A 15731-nucleotide genomic window follows, 5' to 3' on the forward strand; every position below is an offset into this window, starting at 1 on the left:
TTGGGATCTAACCCTGAACGCCCGGCAGTGCCACCCCGGCCTTTTCCAGAGCGGCGGCGATCTTACCGTCCCTCCCGTAGACATCGGCGCGATAGACGATGCGACCCCGCTCATCCGAAAAGGCGGTCCGATAGTCGAGATGAATGGGCACGGGTTCCTTCAGGCGAACGGTCGTTTCCTTGCCGGTGGCCAGCACCCGCTGAAACCTGGCCACCGGATCGCTTTCCTGCGCCGCGAGAAGCGCATAGGCAAAGTCGAATGGATCAGCCAGCCGGATGCAGCCGTGAGAGAAGGCCCTCTCATCCCTGTTGAACAGTGATTTTGACGGCGTATCATGTAGATAGATGTTATACTTGTTGGGGAACATGAACTTCACCAGCCCCAGAGCATTGTCATCTCCCGGTGCCTGCCGGATACGGTAGGGGAAGTTCTGCGGGGTGAACTGGGTAAAATCCACCGCATCCCGCGGGATCACGTTACCTGCCCTGTCCACCACATCCAGATGCCCGACGGCATTCGGGTTCTTCTGCAGTTGCGGTAGATACTCCCTGATGGAGATGGAGCGCGGCACGTTCCAGCGGGGGTTTACGACCATGAACTGCATCATGTCGGAAAATTCCGGCGTCTCGTGATCCGGTGCAGCCTTTCCGACAACAGAGCGCGTGGAGAATGTCACGTGACCATTCTCAACGATTTTGACCTGAAAGTCAGCGATATTGACCCAGATATGCCGCTTCCCCCGGTCGAAGTTCGACCACCTTTCACGCTCCAGCGCTGCGAGAACGGCTGAAAGCTTGCCAGTCGAATTCCGGTTGAGTTCCTGCAGTGTGATACGTCCGGCGACACCATCGTCGTTAAGGCCGCGATCTTGCTGAAAGCGCTTCACTGCCGCCCGGAGGTTCCCATCATAGCTGTGTCCTTCCCCGGCAGGATAGCCCAGGGTCGTCAACCGGCGGGCCAGAGCAACAACGTCCGGGCCAGCCTGACCGGGCTTCAACACATCCGCCGTGATGACAGGACCGCTCGGGTGGGAAAGCATCGCCTCCAGATGGGCTTTTTCCCGGAGCAGCGCGGCATATTCCGTGCTGCGTGGAGGCAGCGACGCGAGGAAGCGCCCGGGCGCCTCCCCGGCGATTCCCTCCATCAAGCCCAGCACTTCGGGGCGGCGCACCTGCCGGACGATGCCGGGATCGACACGCGCAGGCGTCAGCACTCCGCTGTTCACGTCGCGCGCATAGGACAGGAAGGCACGGGTCATGGCGGCCTCAAGCAGACCCCGATCACGTTCCCCCAGCACTTCGCGAAACTGCCGCACGAGCCCTTCCGCATCGTAACGCCGCTCCGGCAGGCCCTGCGCCCCCGCCTCCGCCAAGGTAGTGAAGAACGCGGCGCGGCGCGGCGCGTCCTCCGCCCCGGTCCAGACAGGCGCCCAGTCCCGACGTGCATAGAAGCCGACGAGCGTCTCATCCCCCGCCAACACATCGGCCAAAGTGCGGGCGAAGACGGTCGAGGGCACGGGCAGAAGCTCGGCAGGAGGCCCGAGCTGCGGCATCTCCACCGGCGCTCCGGGCAGGACAACGGGCGTAATCGCAGCCTCCTGCCCGAAGGCAGGTGAAAGGCTGGCGCAGAGCCAGAGCGCGACCATCGCGGTACGGCCCGAAGCCCCACTGCGACCCAGGGCGAAGCAGGTTGCGCGGTTCATGGCTGGCCCCTCGTTATATGGCTCTGGGAACCACATGCGAGGAAATCACGGCAGCTGTCCATCGCCTGCCCTGTGCAGCCCGGCACCTGTCACGAAAAAGCCATAGGCCAGAGCTCGCGCGCGCTCCGCAGAACCACCGGGAGGATTCCGGCGGCATTCCGCCGATGGTTGAAGAACCTGCCAGTACTCGCGGAACTACAGCTTGGTCGATGACGCGGATGATGCCATAAAACGCTGGCCGGCAACGACCGGCGGCAGCGGCGCAAGACCGCGGCATTCAACAACGAGCGACGGGACAGGCAATGAGCGACATCGAGCCGAAAGGCATTTCGCGGCGCGGCCTTATGCGCGTCTTCGCGGCGACCACTCTGGTCGCGGCGCCTACCTACGCCAACGCTTTCGGCTTTTTACGAGGCGCGGGCGACGTGCGGCGAATCAGGATGTATTCCGGCCGCACCGGGGAGAGCATCGACACGATCTACTGGGTCGAGGGTCAGTATGTCCCCGAAGCGCTGGCGGAGATCACGCATTTCATGCGCGACTGGCGCAACAATCAGAAGATCAACATCGACGCGCGCAACGTGGACATCATGGCCGCGTCGCATCGCCTGATGGATGTCTCGGAGCCTTACATGCTCCTCTCCGGATACCGTTCGCCGCAGACCAACAACATGTTGCGGCGGCAGAGCGGCGGTGTTGCGAAGAACTCCCTTCACCTCAAGGGAATGGCGGCGGACCTGCGGCTCAAGTCCCGTTCCGTTTCCCAGATGGCGCGCGCGGCAAAGGCCTGTGCGGCTGGCGGCGTCGGCACTTATTCCCGCTCCAACTTCGTTCATATGGATTGCGGCACGGTCCGCACCTGGGGCGCCTGACACCGACGAGGCTGACAGGGCGAGGCTGACAGAACGATGCGCCGGCGGCCCAACGGGTGCGCCGGCATCGTCTTTCCGAGGCATGGCCGTCAGGTGCGGCGCCCCTGCTCAGCGCGGCAGTTCGTCGGCAATGAGGCGCGTGACGACTGCAGGGTCTATATCGTCGGCCACGAAAGCCCGCCCGATATCGTGGGCAAGGATGAACCGCAGCCGACCATCCACGACCTTCTTGTCCTGCCCCATGAGGGCGACCAGTCGTTCGGGGCCAGGCAGATCACCCGGAATGTCGGAAAGCGACGATTTCATCCCCATCGCCTGAAGATGGGCGCGAACCCGCCCCGGAAGCTCCTGCGCACACAGGCCGAGCCGCGCCGACAGATCGAAGGCCAGCGCACAGCCGATGGCCACCGCTTCTCCATGCAGCAGCCGGTCGGAATAACCGGTCGCGGCCTCAAGCGCATGGGCGAAGGTATGCCCGAGGTTCAGAAGAGCGCGATCTCCTTCCTCCGTCTCGTCGCGTTCGACGATGCGCGCCTTCATCTCCACCGACCGGACAACCGCCTTTTGCCGGAGGGCGCGATCCCCAGCGGCAAGGCGCGTGCCTTCCACCTCCAGCCAGTCGAAGAATATCGGATCGCCGAGAAGGCCGTATTTCACCACCTCGCCGTATCCGGCCAGGAAGTCCCGCGCGGGCAGCGTCGCCAATACGCCGGTATCGGCAAGCACGAGGCTGGGTTGATGAAAGGCGCCCACCAGGTTCTTGCCCTGCGCCGTGTTGATCCCGGTCTTGCCACCCACGGAACTGTCCACCTGCGCCAGCAGGGACGTGGGGATCTGCACGAAGCGCACACCCCGGCGCAGCACGGCCGCAGCGAATCCCGCCAGATCGCCGATAACACCGCCGCCGAGCGCGATGACGATGTCCCGGCGTTCCACCTTCGCCTCAAGCAGCCACTCCACGGTGCGGGTGAACTGCGGCCAGCCCTTCGTGGATTCGCCGGGAGGCAGCACCAGCGCGGTCATCTCGATCCCCGCCTTGGTCAGGCCCTGCTCCAGCGTCGCCAGATGCAATGCCGCCACATTCTCGTCCGTGATGACGGCGACGCGGGGGCGACGCAGAAGCTCCCAGATCTCCTCTCCCGCGCGGGCGATGAGACCGCCTCCGATTCGCACCTCATAGGCGCGATCACCGAGATCGACGTGAACGGTTTCCATCATTTCCTCTGCAAAACGTCGGGACGGGTCGCAAGCGCTTCGATCAGCCGTCCGGTCATATCCTCGATGGAGCGGCCCTGCGCGCTTTCCACCATCAGCTCCGCCTTCGCATAATGCGGCTCGCGCGCCCGGTGCATCTCGCCCAATGTGGCCCGAGGATTGGCGGTCTGCAGCAGCGGACGATGCGTCCGGTGACGGACGCGCGACCAGAGCAGATCAGCATCCGCCTTCAGCCAGACCGACACGGCGCGCTCCGCGATCACCTGGCGATTTTCCTCCGAGAGGAAGGCCCCGCCCCCTGTGGAAAGCACGCCCGCCGGGCGTTCGTCTATGAGACGCCCGATCACCTGCGATTCCTTCCGGCGGAAAAATGGCTCCCCGTCACGCTCGAATATCTCTGCGATCGTCCGGTTGGCCGCCTTCACGATCTCTTCGTCCGAATCGCGGAACCTGACCCCCAGCGCACGCGCCAGAGACTGGCCGACCGCCGTCTTCCCCGCACCCATCATGCCGACGAGCACCACCGTCTTGTTGAGCCGCCAGGTCACTCCCCCCGCCTTCCGCGTTCCCGTATTCCGCTTCACGAAATCTTTGCGCCTGAATGGCGTGAACTCGCGCGGAAAGCCAGTTATAATCCGCGCCAGCCCGGCATAAGACCAGGCGCATCGCCGGATCCGCCCCCCGGATCGGCGCCGGACGAGAGCAGGAACAGAACCTTATGACCATCCTTCTGAAGACCGTCGCGGTCATCCTCATCCTCGGCTTCCTCGGCCTCGTCGGCTGGTCCTACCTGCCGGGATCGCTGACCCCGTCGCAGGCGCAGGTCACGCAGCCGGTGACACTGAATGTCGATTGAGAAACGGCGCCTGCCGCTCATCGCCGCTCTCGTTCTGACGGCAGCGCTTCCCGCGTGGGCGGAGCAGCCGCTGTCGGCTATCGACTGGCTTTCCAAGAGCGTCTCGCGCCCTCCCGCTCCTCCGGCAACGGATCAGTCCCGGCCCGCTGCTCCGGTGGAGATCGGCGTTACACCGCTGCCTGATACCAATGCCGATGCCGCCGGTCTGGTCGATGCGGACCGGGCGGAACTGCCGCAGGATTTCTGGGGGATCACACCCTCCGCAGAGCTCGCGCGGCTGATAGCGAACCAGCCGATCGACGCGCTGCCCGCGGCGAACGAGACGCTGTTTCGTATCCTTCTGGCCGAACTGAACCCTCCCGTTGACTCCGATGGCAACGCGGCCTTGTTCCTTGCCCGGATCGACAAGCTCATGGACCTTGGCGCAACGGAGCAGGCACTGGCCCTTCTGGACCGTGAAGGCGCCGATACGCCGCAAAGCTTCAGGCGCTGGTTCGACCTTTCCCTTCTGGCCGGACAGGAGGACCGTACCTGCCCGGAGATGCTGAGCCACCCTTCACTCGCGCCGGAACTCGGCGCGCGCGTCTTTTGTCTCGGGCGCGGGGACGCCTGGGCCGCCGCTATGACCACGTTGCAAGCGGGCCTCGCGCTCGGAGAGATCGACGCCTATGACGGAGAGCTGCTAACCCGTTTTCTTGAGCCTGAAATGGCGGAGGAAAGCCCCCCGCTGGCGCCGCCCGCCCGCCCGACCCCGCTGCAATGGCGGTTGTTCGAGGCGGTCGGCGAGGCTATCCCTTCCGGTTCGCTGCCGCTGGCCTTCGCGACGGCAGATCTGCGCAACAACACCGGATGGAAAGCGCGGATCGAGGCCGGCGAGCGTCTCGCCCGGACGGGCGCGCTCGACCCGAATGCCCTTCACGGCCTTTACACGGAGCAGCGCGCCGCCGCCTCCGGTGGGGTCTGGGACCGGGTGCGGATCATCCAGCAGCTCGACGCAGCTCTCGTGGAAGCGGAGGCAGGCGATACCGGTCCGCTCTCGCTCATTCTTCCGCAGGCATGGGATCTGCTGGCGCAGAGCGAGCTGGAAGTACCGCTGTCCGCCATGTTCGGCGATCGCGTCGTTGCCCTGACACTGGAGGGCGAGGCTGCGGCGACCGCTTACCGCATGGGCCTGCTCACCGACGCTTATGCGAAGAATGCCCGTGTTCGCGCGCCCGATGGGTCGGTAGAGGCCTTTCTGAAAGGCTTGGCCGCGGGCAGCCTGCGTGGCGTCGTGCCGCCAGACCGTATGGCGGGGGCAGTCCGCGACGGGTTGCGCGCCGATGCGGTTCCAGCCGACCTGAAGGGTATGCTCGATTGGCAACGGCGCGGTGAAGCCGTGCTGAACGCCCTCCTGCGCGTCCGCGCAGGCGCGAGCGGTGATCTGCGGGCGGTGACGGAAGGGCTGGCTACGCTCCGCGCCGCCGGGTTGGAAGACGATGCGCGGCGGATCGGGCTGCAGCTTATCCTGCTGGATCGCCGGGGATGACGGGCAAACCTGCCCCGATCTCGCTCATGGAGCGCTGGATCTCCGCCTTTCTGGAGGCAGAGGCGGCCGAGCGTGACGCGGCGCGGAACACGCGTCTGGCCTATGGCCGGGATCTGAAGGATTTTGCCGCCTGGCTGGCAAGGCGAGAGCTGGACTTTCTGACCGCGAGCCGCGGTGATGTGGAGGACTATCTTGTCTTCTGTGAGGCGCAGGGTCTCTCCCGGGCCACCCGCGCACGGCGGCTGGCAGCGATCCGTCAGCTTTACCGTTTCGCCGTAGATGATGGCCTGCGGGAGGATCACCCCGCCATCCGCGTGACAGGCCCCGGCCGGGATCAGCGTCTGCCCGGCACCCTCAGCGTGGCGGAAGTCGAGCGGCTGCTCAACGCCGCACGCGATTTCGGCAAGACGGAAGGTGAACGGCTTCGAAACGCCTGCCTCATGGAAGTGCTCTATGCGACGGGGATGCGTGTTTCGGAACTTGTGAGCCTGCCGGTTTCGGGCGCCAGGGGCGATCCCCGGATGCTGCTGGTCCGTGGCAAGGGCGGGCGCGAGCGGATGGTTCCGCTCTCCACCCCCGCACGGGAGGCGCTGATCTGCTGGCTGGCCTACCGCGACGCAGGGGAGGAAAGCGAGCGGCTGGCGGGACGCGCGCCCTCCCGCTACCTGTTCCCCTCCTTCGGGAGCGAGGGGCACCTGACGCGGATCCATTTCCACACGCTCATCAAGCGGTTCGCCGTGGCGGCGGGTGTCGATCCCGGTCAGGTCACGCCCCACACGCTCCGTCACGCCTTTGCCACGCATCTTCTGGAGCGTGGAGCGGACCTGCGGGTGATCCAGACCCTGCTCGGCCATGCCGACCTCGCCACCACGGAGATTTATACGCATGTGGTGGAGGAGCGGTTGAAGGAACTGGTCCTCACCCGCCACCCGCTCGCCCGGACAACCGATCGCAGCCCCGAGGGCGAACCGGACGACATCTGACGGCAATCGCCCGAGAGTAAGGCTCTGGCGCAAGGCGCGTGGCCGGGCGGGATAAGACGGTTTTGACATCCTATCCAACCCGTCAGACTACCCAACCCGCCTAGCCTGCACCAACCCGTCTGCCGAACCTGGTCAGATCACCGCCTCGATCAGGAACGGCCCCTCCTGGGAAAGGGCGGCACGAAGCGCGGCGCCGAAGGCCTTGGGCGTCGCGACGCGGACACCTTCCACGCCCATGCCGGCCGCCAACTTCACCCAGTCGATATCGGGATTTCCGAGATCGAGCATCCGCGTGGCATTCACGCCCGGCGCGCCCGCGCCGACATTCGCGAGTTCGCCCCGCAGAATGGCATATTCGCGATTGGCATAGATGATATTGACGATGTTCAGCCGTTCCCGCGCCTGTGTCCACAGAGCCTGAACGGTGTACATGCCGCTGCCATCTGCCTGCATGGCGATGACCTTGCGCCCCGGCGCGCCGATGGCGGCACCGGTTGCCATCGGAAGACCGTCTCCGATCGCACCGCCCGTCAGCGCAAGCATGTCATGCGGCGCGGCGGTTGCTGTCAGCGGAGCGATCTCCGCCCCGGAGGTGATCGCCTCGTTGATGATCACTGCGCCTTCAGGCAGCAGCGCGCCGACGGCCTGTGCAATCGTGCTTGGGGTCAGGGCGCCGTCGTCCTGCGGCAGAGGAGGCGGCGCGAACGGTGAGAGCTTCGCCCGCGCGGAGGCCGGCAGCGACAGGGCACTCGAAACAGCTTCCAGCGCTTCCTGCATGTCCTGACCGGGTTCGGCGAGCGTAAGCACCTCGCAGCCCGGCGGCACGAGGCTCCCCGGCTTGCCGGGATAGGCGAAGAAGGCGACCGGCGCCCGCGCGCCGACGAGGATCATCACCTCCACCCCTTCCACGGCCTTCAGGGCGAGATCGACCGGATAGGGCCTGCACGGGATATCTACCCGCCCCGCTCCGCGCGCGATGCGGCGGTTCGACTGCTCGGCCATCAGCCGCGCGCCGGTCGCCTCCGCGATACGGCCAGCGGCCTCCAGCGGCTCGGCCAGCAGCGCGGAATCGCCAAGGAGCAAGAGGGCCTTCCTTCCGCTGCGAAGGGCACGTGCCGCCGCCTCCACCGCAGCGGCGGGAACCCGTGAGCGGCGCGGCGCGGCAGGTGTCACAAGGGCTGCGTCAGACGGTCCCCAGGCCACATCCGCGGGCAGGATCAGCGTGGCAATACCGCCCGGCTCTCCCCGCGCGGCGGCAATCGCATCGGCGGTGTCGCGTGAAACGGTGCCGTGGCTGACCCGGCGCACCCAGTTCGACATAGGCCGCGCGAGACTGTCGATATCGCTGGTCAGCGGCGCGTCGAGGGCGACGTGATAGCCTGCATGATCTCCCACGACGTTGATCATCGGTGTGTGCGCCCGACGTGCGTTGTGCAGGTTGGCCAGCCCGTTCGCCAGCCCCGGGCCGGTATGCAGCAACGTGGCGGCCGGTTTGCCAGCCATGCGGGCATACCCGTCCGCAGCCCCCGTCACCACGCCTTCAAACAGCCCGAGCACGCAGCGCATCGCCGGTTTGCGGTCAAGCGCGGCCACGAAGTGCATTTCCGATGTGCCGGGATTGGCAAAGCAGGTATCGACCCCCGCCGCCAGGAGCGTGTCGCAGAGAGCATCCGCTCCGGTGCTTCCGGGTTTGCCCTCTGTCGAAAGGCGCTGCGCGGTATCCTTCATCTCTGGCCTGTCCATTCCCTGCTCCTTCTCCCCTTGTCGCCGTCAAATCTGACGGCGAGTCGCAGGCATCCTAGACCGGGGAGGGTGAAAGATCCCATAGCCCACCGTGCGTTGGCGGGGCTTTGCCCAAGCGCGCGCGATGCTTGCCTTTGGAGGCAGAGGGGAGGATAAGCTCTGCCCTTCCCAGACAGGTCCGTACCGATGTCTTCCTGCCCGCCCCGCCCTGCCCGCGCGCTCACCACACTCGCCGATCTCCGTCGCGAAGCGCTGATCCCCGAAGCTGCCGAAGCGCCGCTGGCTCCGGTCGCGGAGGCGTTTCGCATACGTCTTACGCCCGCCGTGCAACGATCGTTGGGCGAGACGACCGAGCCGGGGGTCGCGCTGCAATATGTACCCACGACGGCGGAGCTGACCATCCTGCCGGAGGAACTCGCCGATCCCATAGGAGATGCGGCGCACAGCCCGGTGAAGGGGCTTACGCACCGCTACCCCGACCGGGTCATCCTGCACATCACCCAGACCTGCGAGGTCTATTGCCGTTTCTGTTTCCGGCGGGAGGCAGTGGGCGGCGCCGGCACATTGAGCGAGGCGGAGATTGAGGCGGCGCTGGCCTATGTAGGCGCGCATCCGGCGATCTGGGAAGTGATCCTGACGGGCGGCGATCCGATGGTCCTTTCCGCACGGCGCATGGGGCAGATCCTCTCCCGCATCGCGGCGATCCCGCATGTGGAAATCATCCGCTTCCACACCCGCGTTCCCGTGGTGGCGCCGGAACGGATCGACGACGCGCTGCTCGGCGCGTTGAACGTCCGGCCGCAGGTCATGGTCGTTGTGCATACCAACCACCCGGCGGAAATGACCGCGGAAGCGGCGGGCGCGCTCTCTCGGCTTGCAGGCGCGGGCATCATCCTGCGGTCACAGAGCGTTCTGCTCCGCGGTGTGAACGACGATGCCGATACGCTGGAGGCACTGTTCCGCGGATTGGTCCGCAACCGGGTGCAGCCCTACTACCTCCACCATTGCGACCTTGCACGGGGCACGGGCCACTTCCGCACGACCATAGCAGAAGGGCAGAGCCTGATGGAGGAGCTGCGCGGGCGGCTCTCGGGTCACTGCCTGCCGACCTATGTGCTCGACATCCCCGGCGGCTACGGCAAGGTGCCCATCGGACCGGGCTATGTCACGGAAGGCTTGGAGCCGGGAAGTCATGTCGTGACGGATCCGAAGGGCGGCCGGCATGACTACCACGATCCGCTGCGGCCGGTGGAGCCGACCGCAGTCGAATGCCCGAAGCCTGTCGGCTGAGCACCCCGTGACAGGGATCATGCCTCGCGGCGGCGTCCGGTCTCGCTGTCGAAGAAATGGGCTTCGCCCGGCGCGGCGGCGATGCGAAGCCTGTCGCCTTCTGCCACGGAGGCATGACCGGGAAGCCGCACGACGAAACCCGGCACCTCGGGCCCCGCGCCCGGCAGACGGGCGTGGACATAGGCATCCGCTCCCAGCGTCTCGACGGCGAAGGCCGTGACATCAAGGCCGGGCGCATCCTCCCCCACCACGCGCACATGCTCGGGCCGGAGACCGAAGGTGAGCGGACCTTCAGGCACAGGATCGGTCAGCGGGAGAAGACCCCCGCCGGGAAGCTGCACACCATCGGCAGCAGCAGTCGCGGGCAGGAGGTTCATCGCGGGCGAGCCGATGAACCCCGCGACGAAAGCCGTGGCGGGCCTGTCATAGATCGCCATGGGGGTATCAATCTGCTCGGCCACACCCGCGTTCATCACGATCAGCCGGTCGGCCAGCGTCATCGCCTCCACCTGGTCGTGGGTGACGTAGAGCGTGGTGGTATTGACGGTGCGCTGCAACTCCTTGATCTGCAGTCGCATCTGAACGCGCAGCTTTGCATCGAGGTTGGAGAGCGGCTCGTCCAGCAGAAACGCCGCCGGATCGCGCACAAGCGCCCGCCCCATCGCGACACGCTGCCGTTGACCACCCGATAGCTGGCGCGGCTTGCGGTCCAGATAGGGCTGCAATTCCAGCATCTCCGCGGCGCGGTTTACACGCTGCGCAATCTCCACCTTGGGCATCCCCGCGATCTTCAGGCCGTAAGCCATATTGTCCCGCACGCTCATATGCGGATAGAGCGCGTAGTTCTGGAACACCATCGCGATGTCCCGCTCCCGCGGTTCCAGATCGTTGACGGCACGGCCATCGATGGAAACGGTGCCCCCCGTGATCTTTTCCAGCCCCGCGACCATCCGCAGCAGCGTGGACTTGCCACAGCCGGAAGGGCCGACGATCACGATGAACTCACCATCCGCGATGTCGATCGAGACACCATGGATGACCTCCTGCGGCCCGTAGGATTTGCGCAGGTCGGAAAGGGTGATGCGGGCCATTATTTCTCCGTCTCGACGAGGCCCTTGACGAACCAACGCTGCATCAGGACGACCACGAGGATCGGCGGCAGCATGGCCAGGACCGCGGTCACCATCACAAGGTGCCAGGGGGTATCCGCATCGGCGAAGGAAATCATCTTCCTCAACGCGATGACGATGGTGTTCATGTCGTTCGAGTTCGTGACCAGCAGCGGCCAGAGATACTGGGTCCAGCCGTAGATGAACAGGATGACGAACAGTGCAGCGATATTGGTATAGGAAAGCGGCAGCAGGATATCCTTGAAGAAGCGCCATGGCCCCGCACCATCCACGCGCGCGGCCTCCAGCAACTCGTTCGGAATGGTCATGAAGAACTGGCGGAATAGCAGCGTCGCCGTGGCGGAGGCGATAAGCGGCAAGATCAGCCCTGCATAGGTGTCGATCAACTTGAGGTCGACCATCACCTTGTAGGTGGGCAGGATGCGCACCTCGACCGGCAGCATCAGGGTGATGAAAATCACCCAGAAGCACACCATGCGCAGCGGAAAGCGAAAAAAGACAATGGCATAGGCAGAGGCGAGTGAGATCACGATCTTGCCCACCGCGATGCCCAAAGCCACGACAGTGGTGTTGAACAGCAGCCAGCCCACGCTGACCCCGCCTATCCGCGAAACCCCACCCGACAGCGCATCGCGGTAGTTCTCCACCGCCTCCGGCCCCGGAACGAGCGGTAGCGGCGGGCGGAGGATCGTCATCAGGGAATGCGTTGAGGCGACCCAGACATAATAGATCGGGAAGGCCACAATCACCACGGCAAGGATCATCCACACATGCGCCCAGGCGCGGGATCGGGGCGTGGAGCCTACGGGTTCCTCAACCATAGTGAACCCTCCGTTCGATGTAGCGGAACTGGAAGGCGGTCAACGCAATGACGATCACCATGAGGATCACTGATTGCGCGGCCGAAGAGCCGAGCTGAAGGTTGACGAAACCGTCGTTGTAAACCTTGTAGACCAGCGTCTCTGTCGCCTTGCCGGGACCACCGCCCGTCACGGCATGGATGATGCCGAAGGTATCGAACAGGGCATAGACAGTGTTCACCACCAGCAGGAAGAAGGTCGTGGGCGCCAGCAGCGGAAAGACGATCGTCCAGAACCGCCTGATCGGACGCGCGCCGTCGATGGATGCGGCCTCCAGCAGCGAGCGCGGGATCGCCTGAAGCCCGGCGACAAAGAACAGGAAATTGTAGCTGATCTGCTTCCAGCTCGCCGCCGCGACGACAAGCGTCATCGCCTGCCCGCCGTTCAACAGCGGATCCCAGTGCAAACCCATCTGCCGGAGCGGCCAGGCCAGCGTTCCGAAGGACGGATTGAACATGAAAAGCCACAGCATCCCGGCAATGGCCGGGGCGACCGCATAGGGCCAGATCATCATGGTGCGATAGAAGCCCCGCCCCCGCACGACCTTCTCCGCCTGGACGGCAAGGAGCAGCGCGATGCCCATCGACAGGACTGCCGTTGCTACAGAGAACACCGCAGTGACCTGCAGGCTGTTCAGATAGGCCGGATCGGACAGCACCCTGCGGAAATTCGCAAAACCCACGAAGGTGGTTTTCAGACCGAAGGGATCCTCGCGCAGCATGGACTGCCAGAGCGCCTGTCCAGCCGGCCAGTAGAAGAAGATCGCGGTTATGACGAGTTGCGGGAGAACCAGCAATAAAGGCAGTAGCCGGTGGGGAAAGACGACCCTGTTCATTCAGGACTCCGGTAAGGTCCGCCCGCTGCCGGGCGGACCCGCTTCGTTTAGGTGCTCAGTTGCCGAGCGCCTGACGGATTGCGGCATCGCCCCGCTCTACAGCATTGTCGAGCGCCTGTTGCGCAGTCTGCTGACCGGCGAGCATCTTCTCGAACTCCTCGTTCTCGATGTCGCGGACCTGCGGCAGGTTGACCAGCCGAACGCCCTTGGAGTTCTCCGTCGGAGCCTTGCCCATCATCTGGAGGATCGGCGTCTCCCGGCCGGGATTCTTTTCGTAGAAGCCGCTGGCCTTTGTCGCCTCATAGGCTTTGAGCGTTACCGGCAGGTAGCCCGAAGTCTGATGCAGGTATTCCTGCACCTCCGTCTGCGACAGATACTGGAAGAAGGCCGCGACGCCCTTATACGTCTCATCCGACTTGCCACCCATAACCCACAGGCTCGCCCCACCCGGCGTTGTGTTCTGCGGTGCACCCGGAGCGTCGCTGTCATAGGGCAGTTGCCCGATGCCGTAGTTCATGCCCGATTTGACGATATCCCCGAGGCCGCCCGAAGATTCGGTCAGGATCCCGCATTCGCCGGACAGGAAGATCTGCTTGGCTTCCGATGTGCGGCCCCCATAGCGGTATGCGCCTTCCTTCGCGAGATCGGCGATCGCCTGGAAGTGGTTCACATAGATCGGCGCGTTGATCTTGAGTTCCACATCCGAACCGGCAAGCCCGTTTTCATTGGTGCCGAAGGGAACGTTGTTCCACGCTGCGAAATTCTCGGTATGAATCCAGGTGAGCCACGTCGAGGTGTAACCGCAGGGCGCAGCGCCGGAGGACTTGATCTTGCGCGCGGCGTCCCAGACTTCGTTCCAGGTCTTCGGGGGCGCGTTGGGGTCAAGCCCGGCTTTCTCGAAGACATCCTTGTTGTAGTAGAGGATGGGCGAGGACGAGTTGTAGGGGAAGGACAGCATCGTTCCATCGGGCCGAGAGTAATAGGCCACGATCCCCGGCAGATACTGCGATTTGTCGAACGCTGCGCCCGCATCCGTCAGCACATCCGCCACCGGTTTGATCGCACCTTCTGCCGCCATCATGACCCCGGTGCCCACGTCAAACACCTGCAGGATATCGGGCGCCTGCCCGGCACGGAACGCGGCAATACCGGCGTTCAGCGTTTCGGGATAGGTCCCTTTGAATACCGGCTGAAGCTCGTAGTCGGACTGTGAGGCATTGAAGTCGCTGGCGATCTTGTTGACCACTTCCGAGTTCGCGCCTGTCATCGCATGCCACCAGCTGATCTGGGTCTTGGCCTCGGCGCTCAGGGGGACGAGTGCGATCGTCGCTGCGAGAATTGCCTTCAGTGTCATTCGGAGGACCTCCTGGAGATTCGGTACACGCGGGCTTACGGAAAAGACATGGCAGGTGTGTGAAACCCGTCCAGCAAGCGGCATCTTTCAGGGGGATTGGACAAGATGATACCAGAAAGCGCCACGGCTCTGCTATGCCGGGCGTATCCGATCAATCATCTGCGAGAGAGGGCACCCGCAAGGGAGTGAACCCCGGCACCGGAGGGGGCCAACTGGCCCACACCTCAGACGGTGCCGGGGAAGCAGACCGGCTACGGCGACCTCCCCAACCGCGCGTAACCGGCGAACAACGCCCCGAACCATCCCTCCCCTGGCTGGTGCGTGGAACGTTTGTTCTGTGGTGAACATGACAACTCGTTCCAATCATGTCAACAGAGAAAGCGGCTTAGCGCATATATGCCCAATATTTGTGCGATAATGAGTCGAAACGGGTTAAATTCCGGGAAATACGGGCTGGCGAGAGTTGGTTAAATGGAATATATGTTCCAAAAGACTTCCTGATACCGCTCACATTTACCGTTCATGCCGAAGAAAACAGATACCAAGCCCGCTTCCGCCTTTGCCCCTCCCGGCGATATAGACACGCTCCGAGAGCATCTCCGGGCGAGAGAATCACGCCTCCCCCGTCGCTTGGGAGAGGTGGCGGCCTTCGCGCTTACAAGGCCGGAGGAAATGGCGTTGGGCACCACGGCGGAGATCGCACGGGCGGCGGGGGTGCAGCCCTCCACCCTGGTGCGATTTGCGCAGACGCTTGGATATGACGGCTTCAGCGACCTTCAGGCCATCTTCCGCCGTCCCTATCTGCATAGGCCGCAGGCGCCCGCCGCCGCCGGCACGCTTGGCGGCTTCCTGGATGCCGCCGCCCGCTCAGTGGAATCGGCGCGTCAATCCATTACCGAGGAACGGTTCGAGACCGCAGTGGATCTGCTGGCGCAGGCGGAGACCATCTTTCTCATCGCCCGCCGGCGTGCCTTCCCGATCGCGAGCAGCATGGCCTATACCTTCGGTCGCATGAAAATCCGCTGTCAGCTCATCGGGACGGCTCAGGGGATCGAGGATGAAATGCTGGACCTCGCCCGGCCCGGAGACGCGGCGCTCGTGGTGAGCTTCTGGCCTTATTCGCGCGATGCGGTGCATCAGACCCGCAACCTGCGGGAACGCGGCCTGCCCGTCATCGCGCTGACAGACGGGCCAGACAGCCCGGTCGCCTCCCTCGCGCGCGTATCCCTCATGCTGACGGAAGCGGAGCATGAGGGATTGCGGCTGCTCTCGGGCAGCATCGCCGTCGCTACCGCGATAACGGCAGCGGTGGCGGAGCGGCGGGGCATCACCGAATGAGCCTGCCCGCACATCGCATGTGCGG

At 64.6% G+C, this 15731-nt stretch carries 14 protein-coding genes; 6 read left to right on the top strand and 8 right to left on the bottom strand.

The features are described 5' to 3' along the window. Positions 1-7 precede the first annotated feature (7 nt). Complete coding sequence (locus CN97_RS01890; protein ID WP_242685168.1) at positions 8-1702, bottom strand: L,D-transpeptidase family protein; 1695 nt, start codon at positions 1700-1702, stop codon at positions 8-10. 302 nt (positions 1703-2004) lie between these two features. On the opposite strand from CN97_RS01890, the gene CN97_RS01895 reads away from it, so the two are divergent. Beyond that, entirely contained in the window at positions 2005-2574 is a 570-nt protein-coding gene (locus CN97_RS01895; protein WP_035706204.1) for a YcbK family protein, read from the top strand. 108 nt (positions 2575-2682) lie between these two features. On the opposite strand, the gene aroB is transcribed toward CN97_RS01895, so the two are convergent. Together aroB and CN97_RS01905 are read right to left on the bottom strand one after the other, a co-directional pair. Next, positions 2683-3792: a 3-dehydroquinate synthase gene (aroB, locus tag CN97_RS01900; protein ID WP_035706207.1), complete on the bottom strand. Its 1110-nt coding sequence runs from the start codon at positions 3790-3792 to the stop codon at positions 2683-2685. Next, the gene (locus tag CN97_RS01905) at positions 3789-4337 is read right to left on the bottom strand and encodes a shikimate kinase (RefSeq protein ID WP_035706210.1); all 549 of its coding nucleotides are present in this window, start codon (positions 4335-4337) and stop codon (positions 3789-3791) included. Before CN97_RS01905 ends, aroB begins: the two co-directional genes overlap by 4 nt. 170 nt (positions 4338-4507) lie before the next feature. Here CN97_RS01905 and CN97_RS20510 point away from each other — a divergent pair, with 170 nt between their 5' ends. From CN97_RS20510 to CN97_RS01915, 3 genes are read left to right on the top strand one after another with little or no spacing between them, the layout of a single operon-like run. Continuing rightward, a complete protein-coding gene (locus CN97_RS20510) occupies positions 4508-4645 on the top strand; it encodes a hypothetical protein (protein ID WP_156969571.1) in 138 nt (45 codons plus the stop codon). Then, the gene (locus CN97_RS01910; protein WP_051910894.1) at positions 4635-6173 is read left to right on the top strand and encodes a hypothetical protein; all 1539 of its coding nucleotides are present in this window, start codon (positions 4635-4637) and stop codon (positions 6171-6173) included. The genes CN97_RS20510 and CN97_RS01910 overlap by 11 nt, the downstream gene beginning before the upstream one ends. After that, positions 6170-7156, top strand: coding sequence for a tyrosine recombinase (locus CN97_RS01915; protein ID WP_035706213.1), 987 nt, complete (start codon positions 6170-6172; stop codon positions 7154-7156). The genes CN97_RS01910 and CN97_RS01915 overlap by 4 nt, the downstream gene beginning before the upstream one ends. Positions 7157-7288: 132 nt before the next feature. Here the strand turns inward: CN97_RS01915 and CN97_RS01920 are convergent, their stop codons facing one another. Further along, entirely contained in the window at positions 7289-8899 is a 1611-nt protein-coding gene (locus CN97_RS01920; RefSeq protein WP_242685169.1) for an acetolactate synthase large subunit, read from the bottom strand. Positions 8900-9085: 186 nt separating this feature from the next. Here CN97_RS01920 and CN97_RS01925 point away from each other — a divergent pair, with 186 nt between their 5' ends. Further along, positions 9086-10189: a lysine-2,3-aminomutase-like protein gene (locus tag CN97_RS01925; protein ID WP_051910895.1), complete on the top strand. Its 1104-nt coding sequence runs from the start codon at positions 9086-9088 to the stop codon at positions 10187-10189. Between the two features lie 17 nt (positions 10190-10206). Here CN97_RS01925 and CN97_RS01930 read toward each other — a convergent pair whose 3' ends face one another. The 4 genes from CN97_RS01930 to ugpB are packed head-to-tail and all read right to left on the bottom strand — an operon-like array spanning position 10207 to position 14368. Further along, positions 10207-11280, bottom strand: coding sequence for a sn-glycerol-3-phosphate import ATP-binding protein UgpC (locus tag CN97_RS01930; RefSeq protein WP_035706218.1), 1074 nt, complete (start codon positions 11278-11280; stop codon positions 10207-10209). Further along, positions 11280-12140, bottom strand: a complete 861-nt coding sequence (gene ugpE / locus CN97_RS01935) for a sn-glycerol-3-phosphate ABC transporter permease UgpE (protein ID WP_035706220.1) — start codon at positions 12138-12140, stop codon at positions 11280-11282. Before ugpE ends, CN97_RS01930 begins: the two co-directional genes overlap by 1 nt. Then, positions 12133-13014 (bottom strand): sn-glycerol-3-phosphate ABC transporter permease UgpA, encoded by an 882-nt coding sequence (ugpA, locus tag CN97_RS01940; RefSeq protein WP_035706223.1) that lies wholly within the window; start codon positions 13012-13014, stop codon positions 12133-12135. The genes ugpE and ugpA overlap by 8 nt, the downstream gene beginning before the upstream one ends. A 55-nt stretch (positions 13015-13069) precedes the next feature. Next, positions 13070-14368, bottom strand: coding sequence for a sn-glycerol-3-phosphate ABC transporter substrate-binding protein UgpB (ugpB, locus tag CN97_RS01945; RefSeq protein WP_035706226.1), 1299 nt, complete (start codon positions 14366-14368; stop codon positions 13070-13072). Between the two features lie 522 nt (positions 14369-14890). Here ugpB and CN97_RS01955 point away from each other — a divergent pair. After that, positions 14891-15706: a MurR/RpiR family transcriptional regulator gene (locus CN97_RS01955; protein ID WP_035706232.1), complete on the top strand. Its 816-nt coding sequence runs from the start codon at positions 14891-14893 to the stop codon at positions 15704-15706. The last annotated feature ends 25 nt before the right edge of the window (positions 15707-15731 follow it).

Source organism: Haematobacter massiliensis, assembly GCF_000740795.1.
Classification (GTDB): Bacteria; Pseudomonadota; Alphaproteobacteria; order Rhodobacterales; family Rhodobacteraceae; genus Haematobacter; species Haematobacter massiliensis.

Bases quoted from the DNA above. Each gene is read 5' to 3' on its own strand.
- CN97_RS01890 (WP_242685168.1), bottom strand. From the start codon at position 1,702: ATGAACCGCGCAACCTGCTTCGCCCTGGGTCGCAGTGGGGCTTCGGGC.
- CN97_RS01895 (WP_035706204.1), top strand. From the start codon at position 2,005: ATGAGCGACATCGAGCCGAAAGGCATTTCGCGGCGCGGCCTTATGCGC.
- aroB (WP_035706207.1), bottom strand. From the start codon at position 3,792: ATGATGGAAACCGTTCACGTCGATCTCGGTGATCGCGCCTATGAGGTG.
- CN97_RS20510 (WP_156969571.1), top strand. From the start codon at position 4,508: ATGACCATCCTTCTGAAGACCGTCGCGGTCATCCTCATCCTCGGCTTC.
- CN97_RS01910 (WP_051910894.1), top strand. From the start codon at position 4,635: ATGTCGATTGAGAAACGGCGCCTGCCGCTCATCGCCGCTCTCGTTCTG.
- CN97_RS01915 (WP_035706213.1), top strand. From the start codon at position 6,170: ATGACGGGCAAACCTGCCCCGATCTCGCTCATGGAGCGCTGGATCTCC.
- CN97_RS01920 (WP_242685169.1), bottom strand. From the start codon at position 8,899: ATGGACAGGCCAGAGATGAAGGATACCGCGCAGCGCCTTTCGACAGAG.
- CN97_RS01925 (WP_051910895.1), top strand. From the start codon at position 9,086: ATGTCTTCCTGCCCGCCCCGCCCTGCCCGCGCGCTCACCACACTCGCC.
- CN97_RS01930 (WP_035706218.1), bottom strand. From the start codon at position 11,280: ATGGCCCGCATCACCCTTTCCGACCTGCGCAAATCCTACGGGCCGCAG.
- ugpE (WP_035706220.1), bottom strand. From the start codon at position 12,140: ATGGTTGAGGAACCCGTAGGCTCCACGCCCCGATCCCGCGCCTGGGCG.
- ugpA (WP_035706223.1), bottom strand. From the start codon at position 13,014: ATGAACAGGGTCGTCTTTCCCCACCGGCTACTGCCTTTATTGCTGGTT.
- ugpB (WP_035706226.1), bottom strand. From the start codon at position 14,368: ATGACACTGAAGGCAATTCTCGCAGCGACGATCGCACTCGTCCCCCTG.
- CN97_RS01955 (WP_035706232.1), top strand. From the start codon at position 14,891: ATGCCGAAGAAAACAGATACCAAGCCCGCTTCCGCCTTTGCCCCTCCC.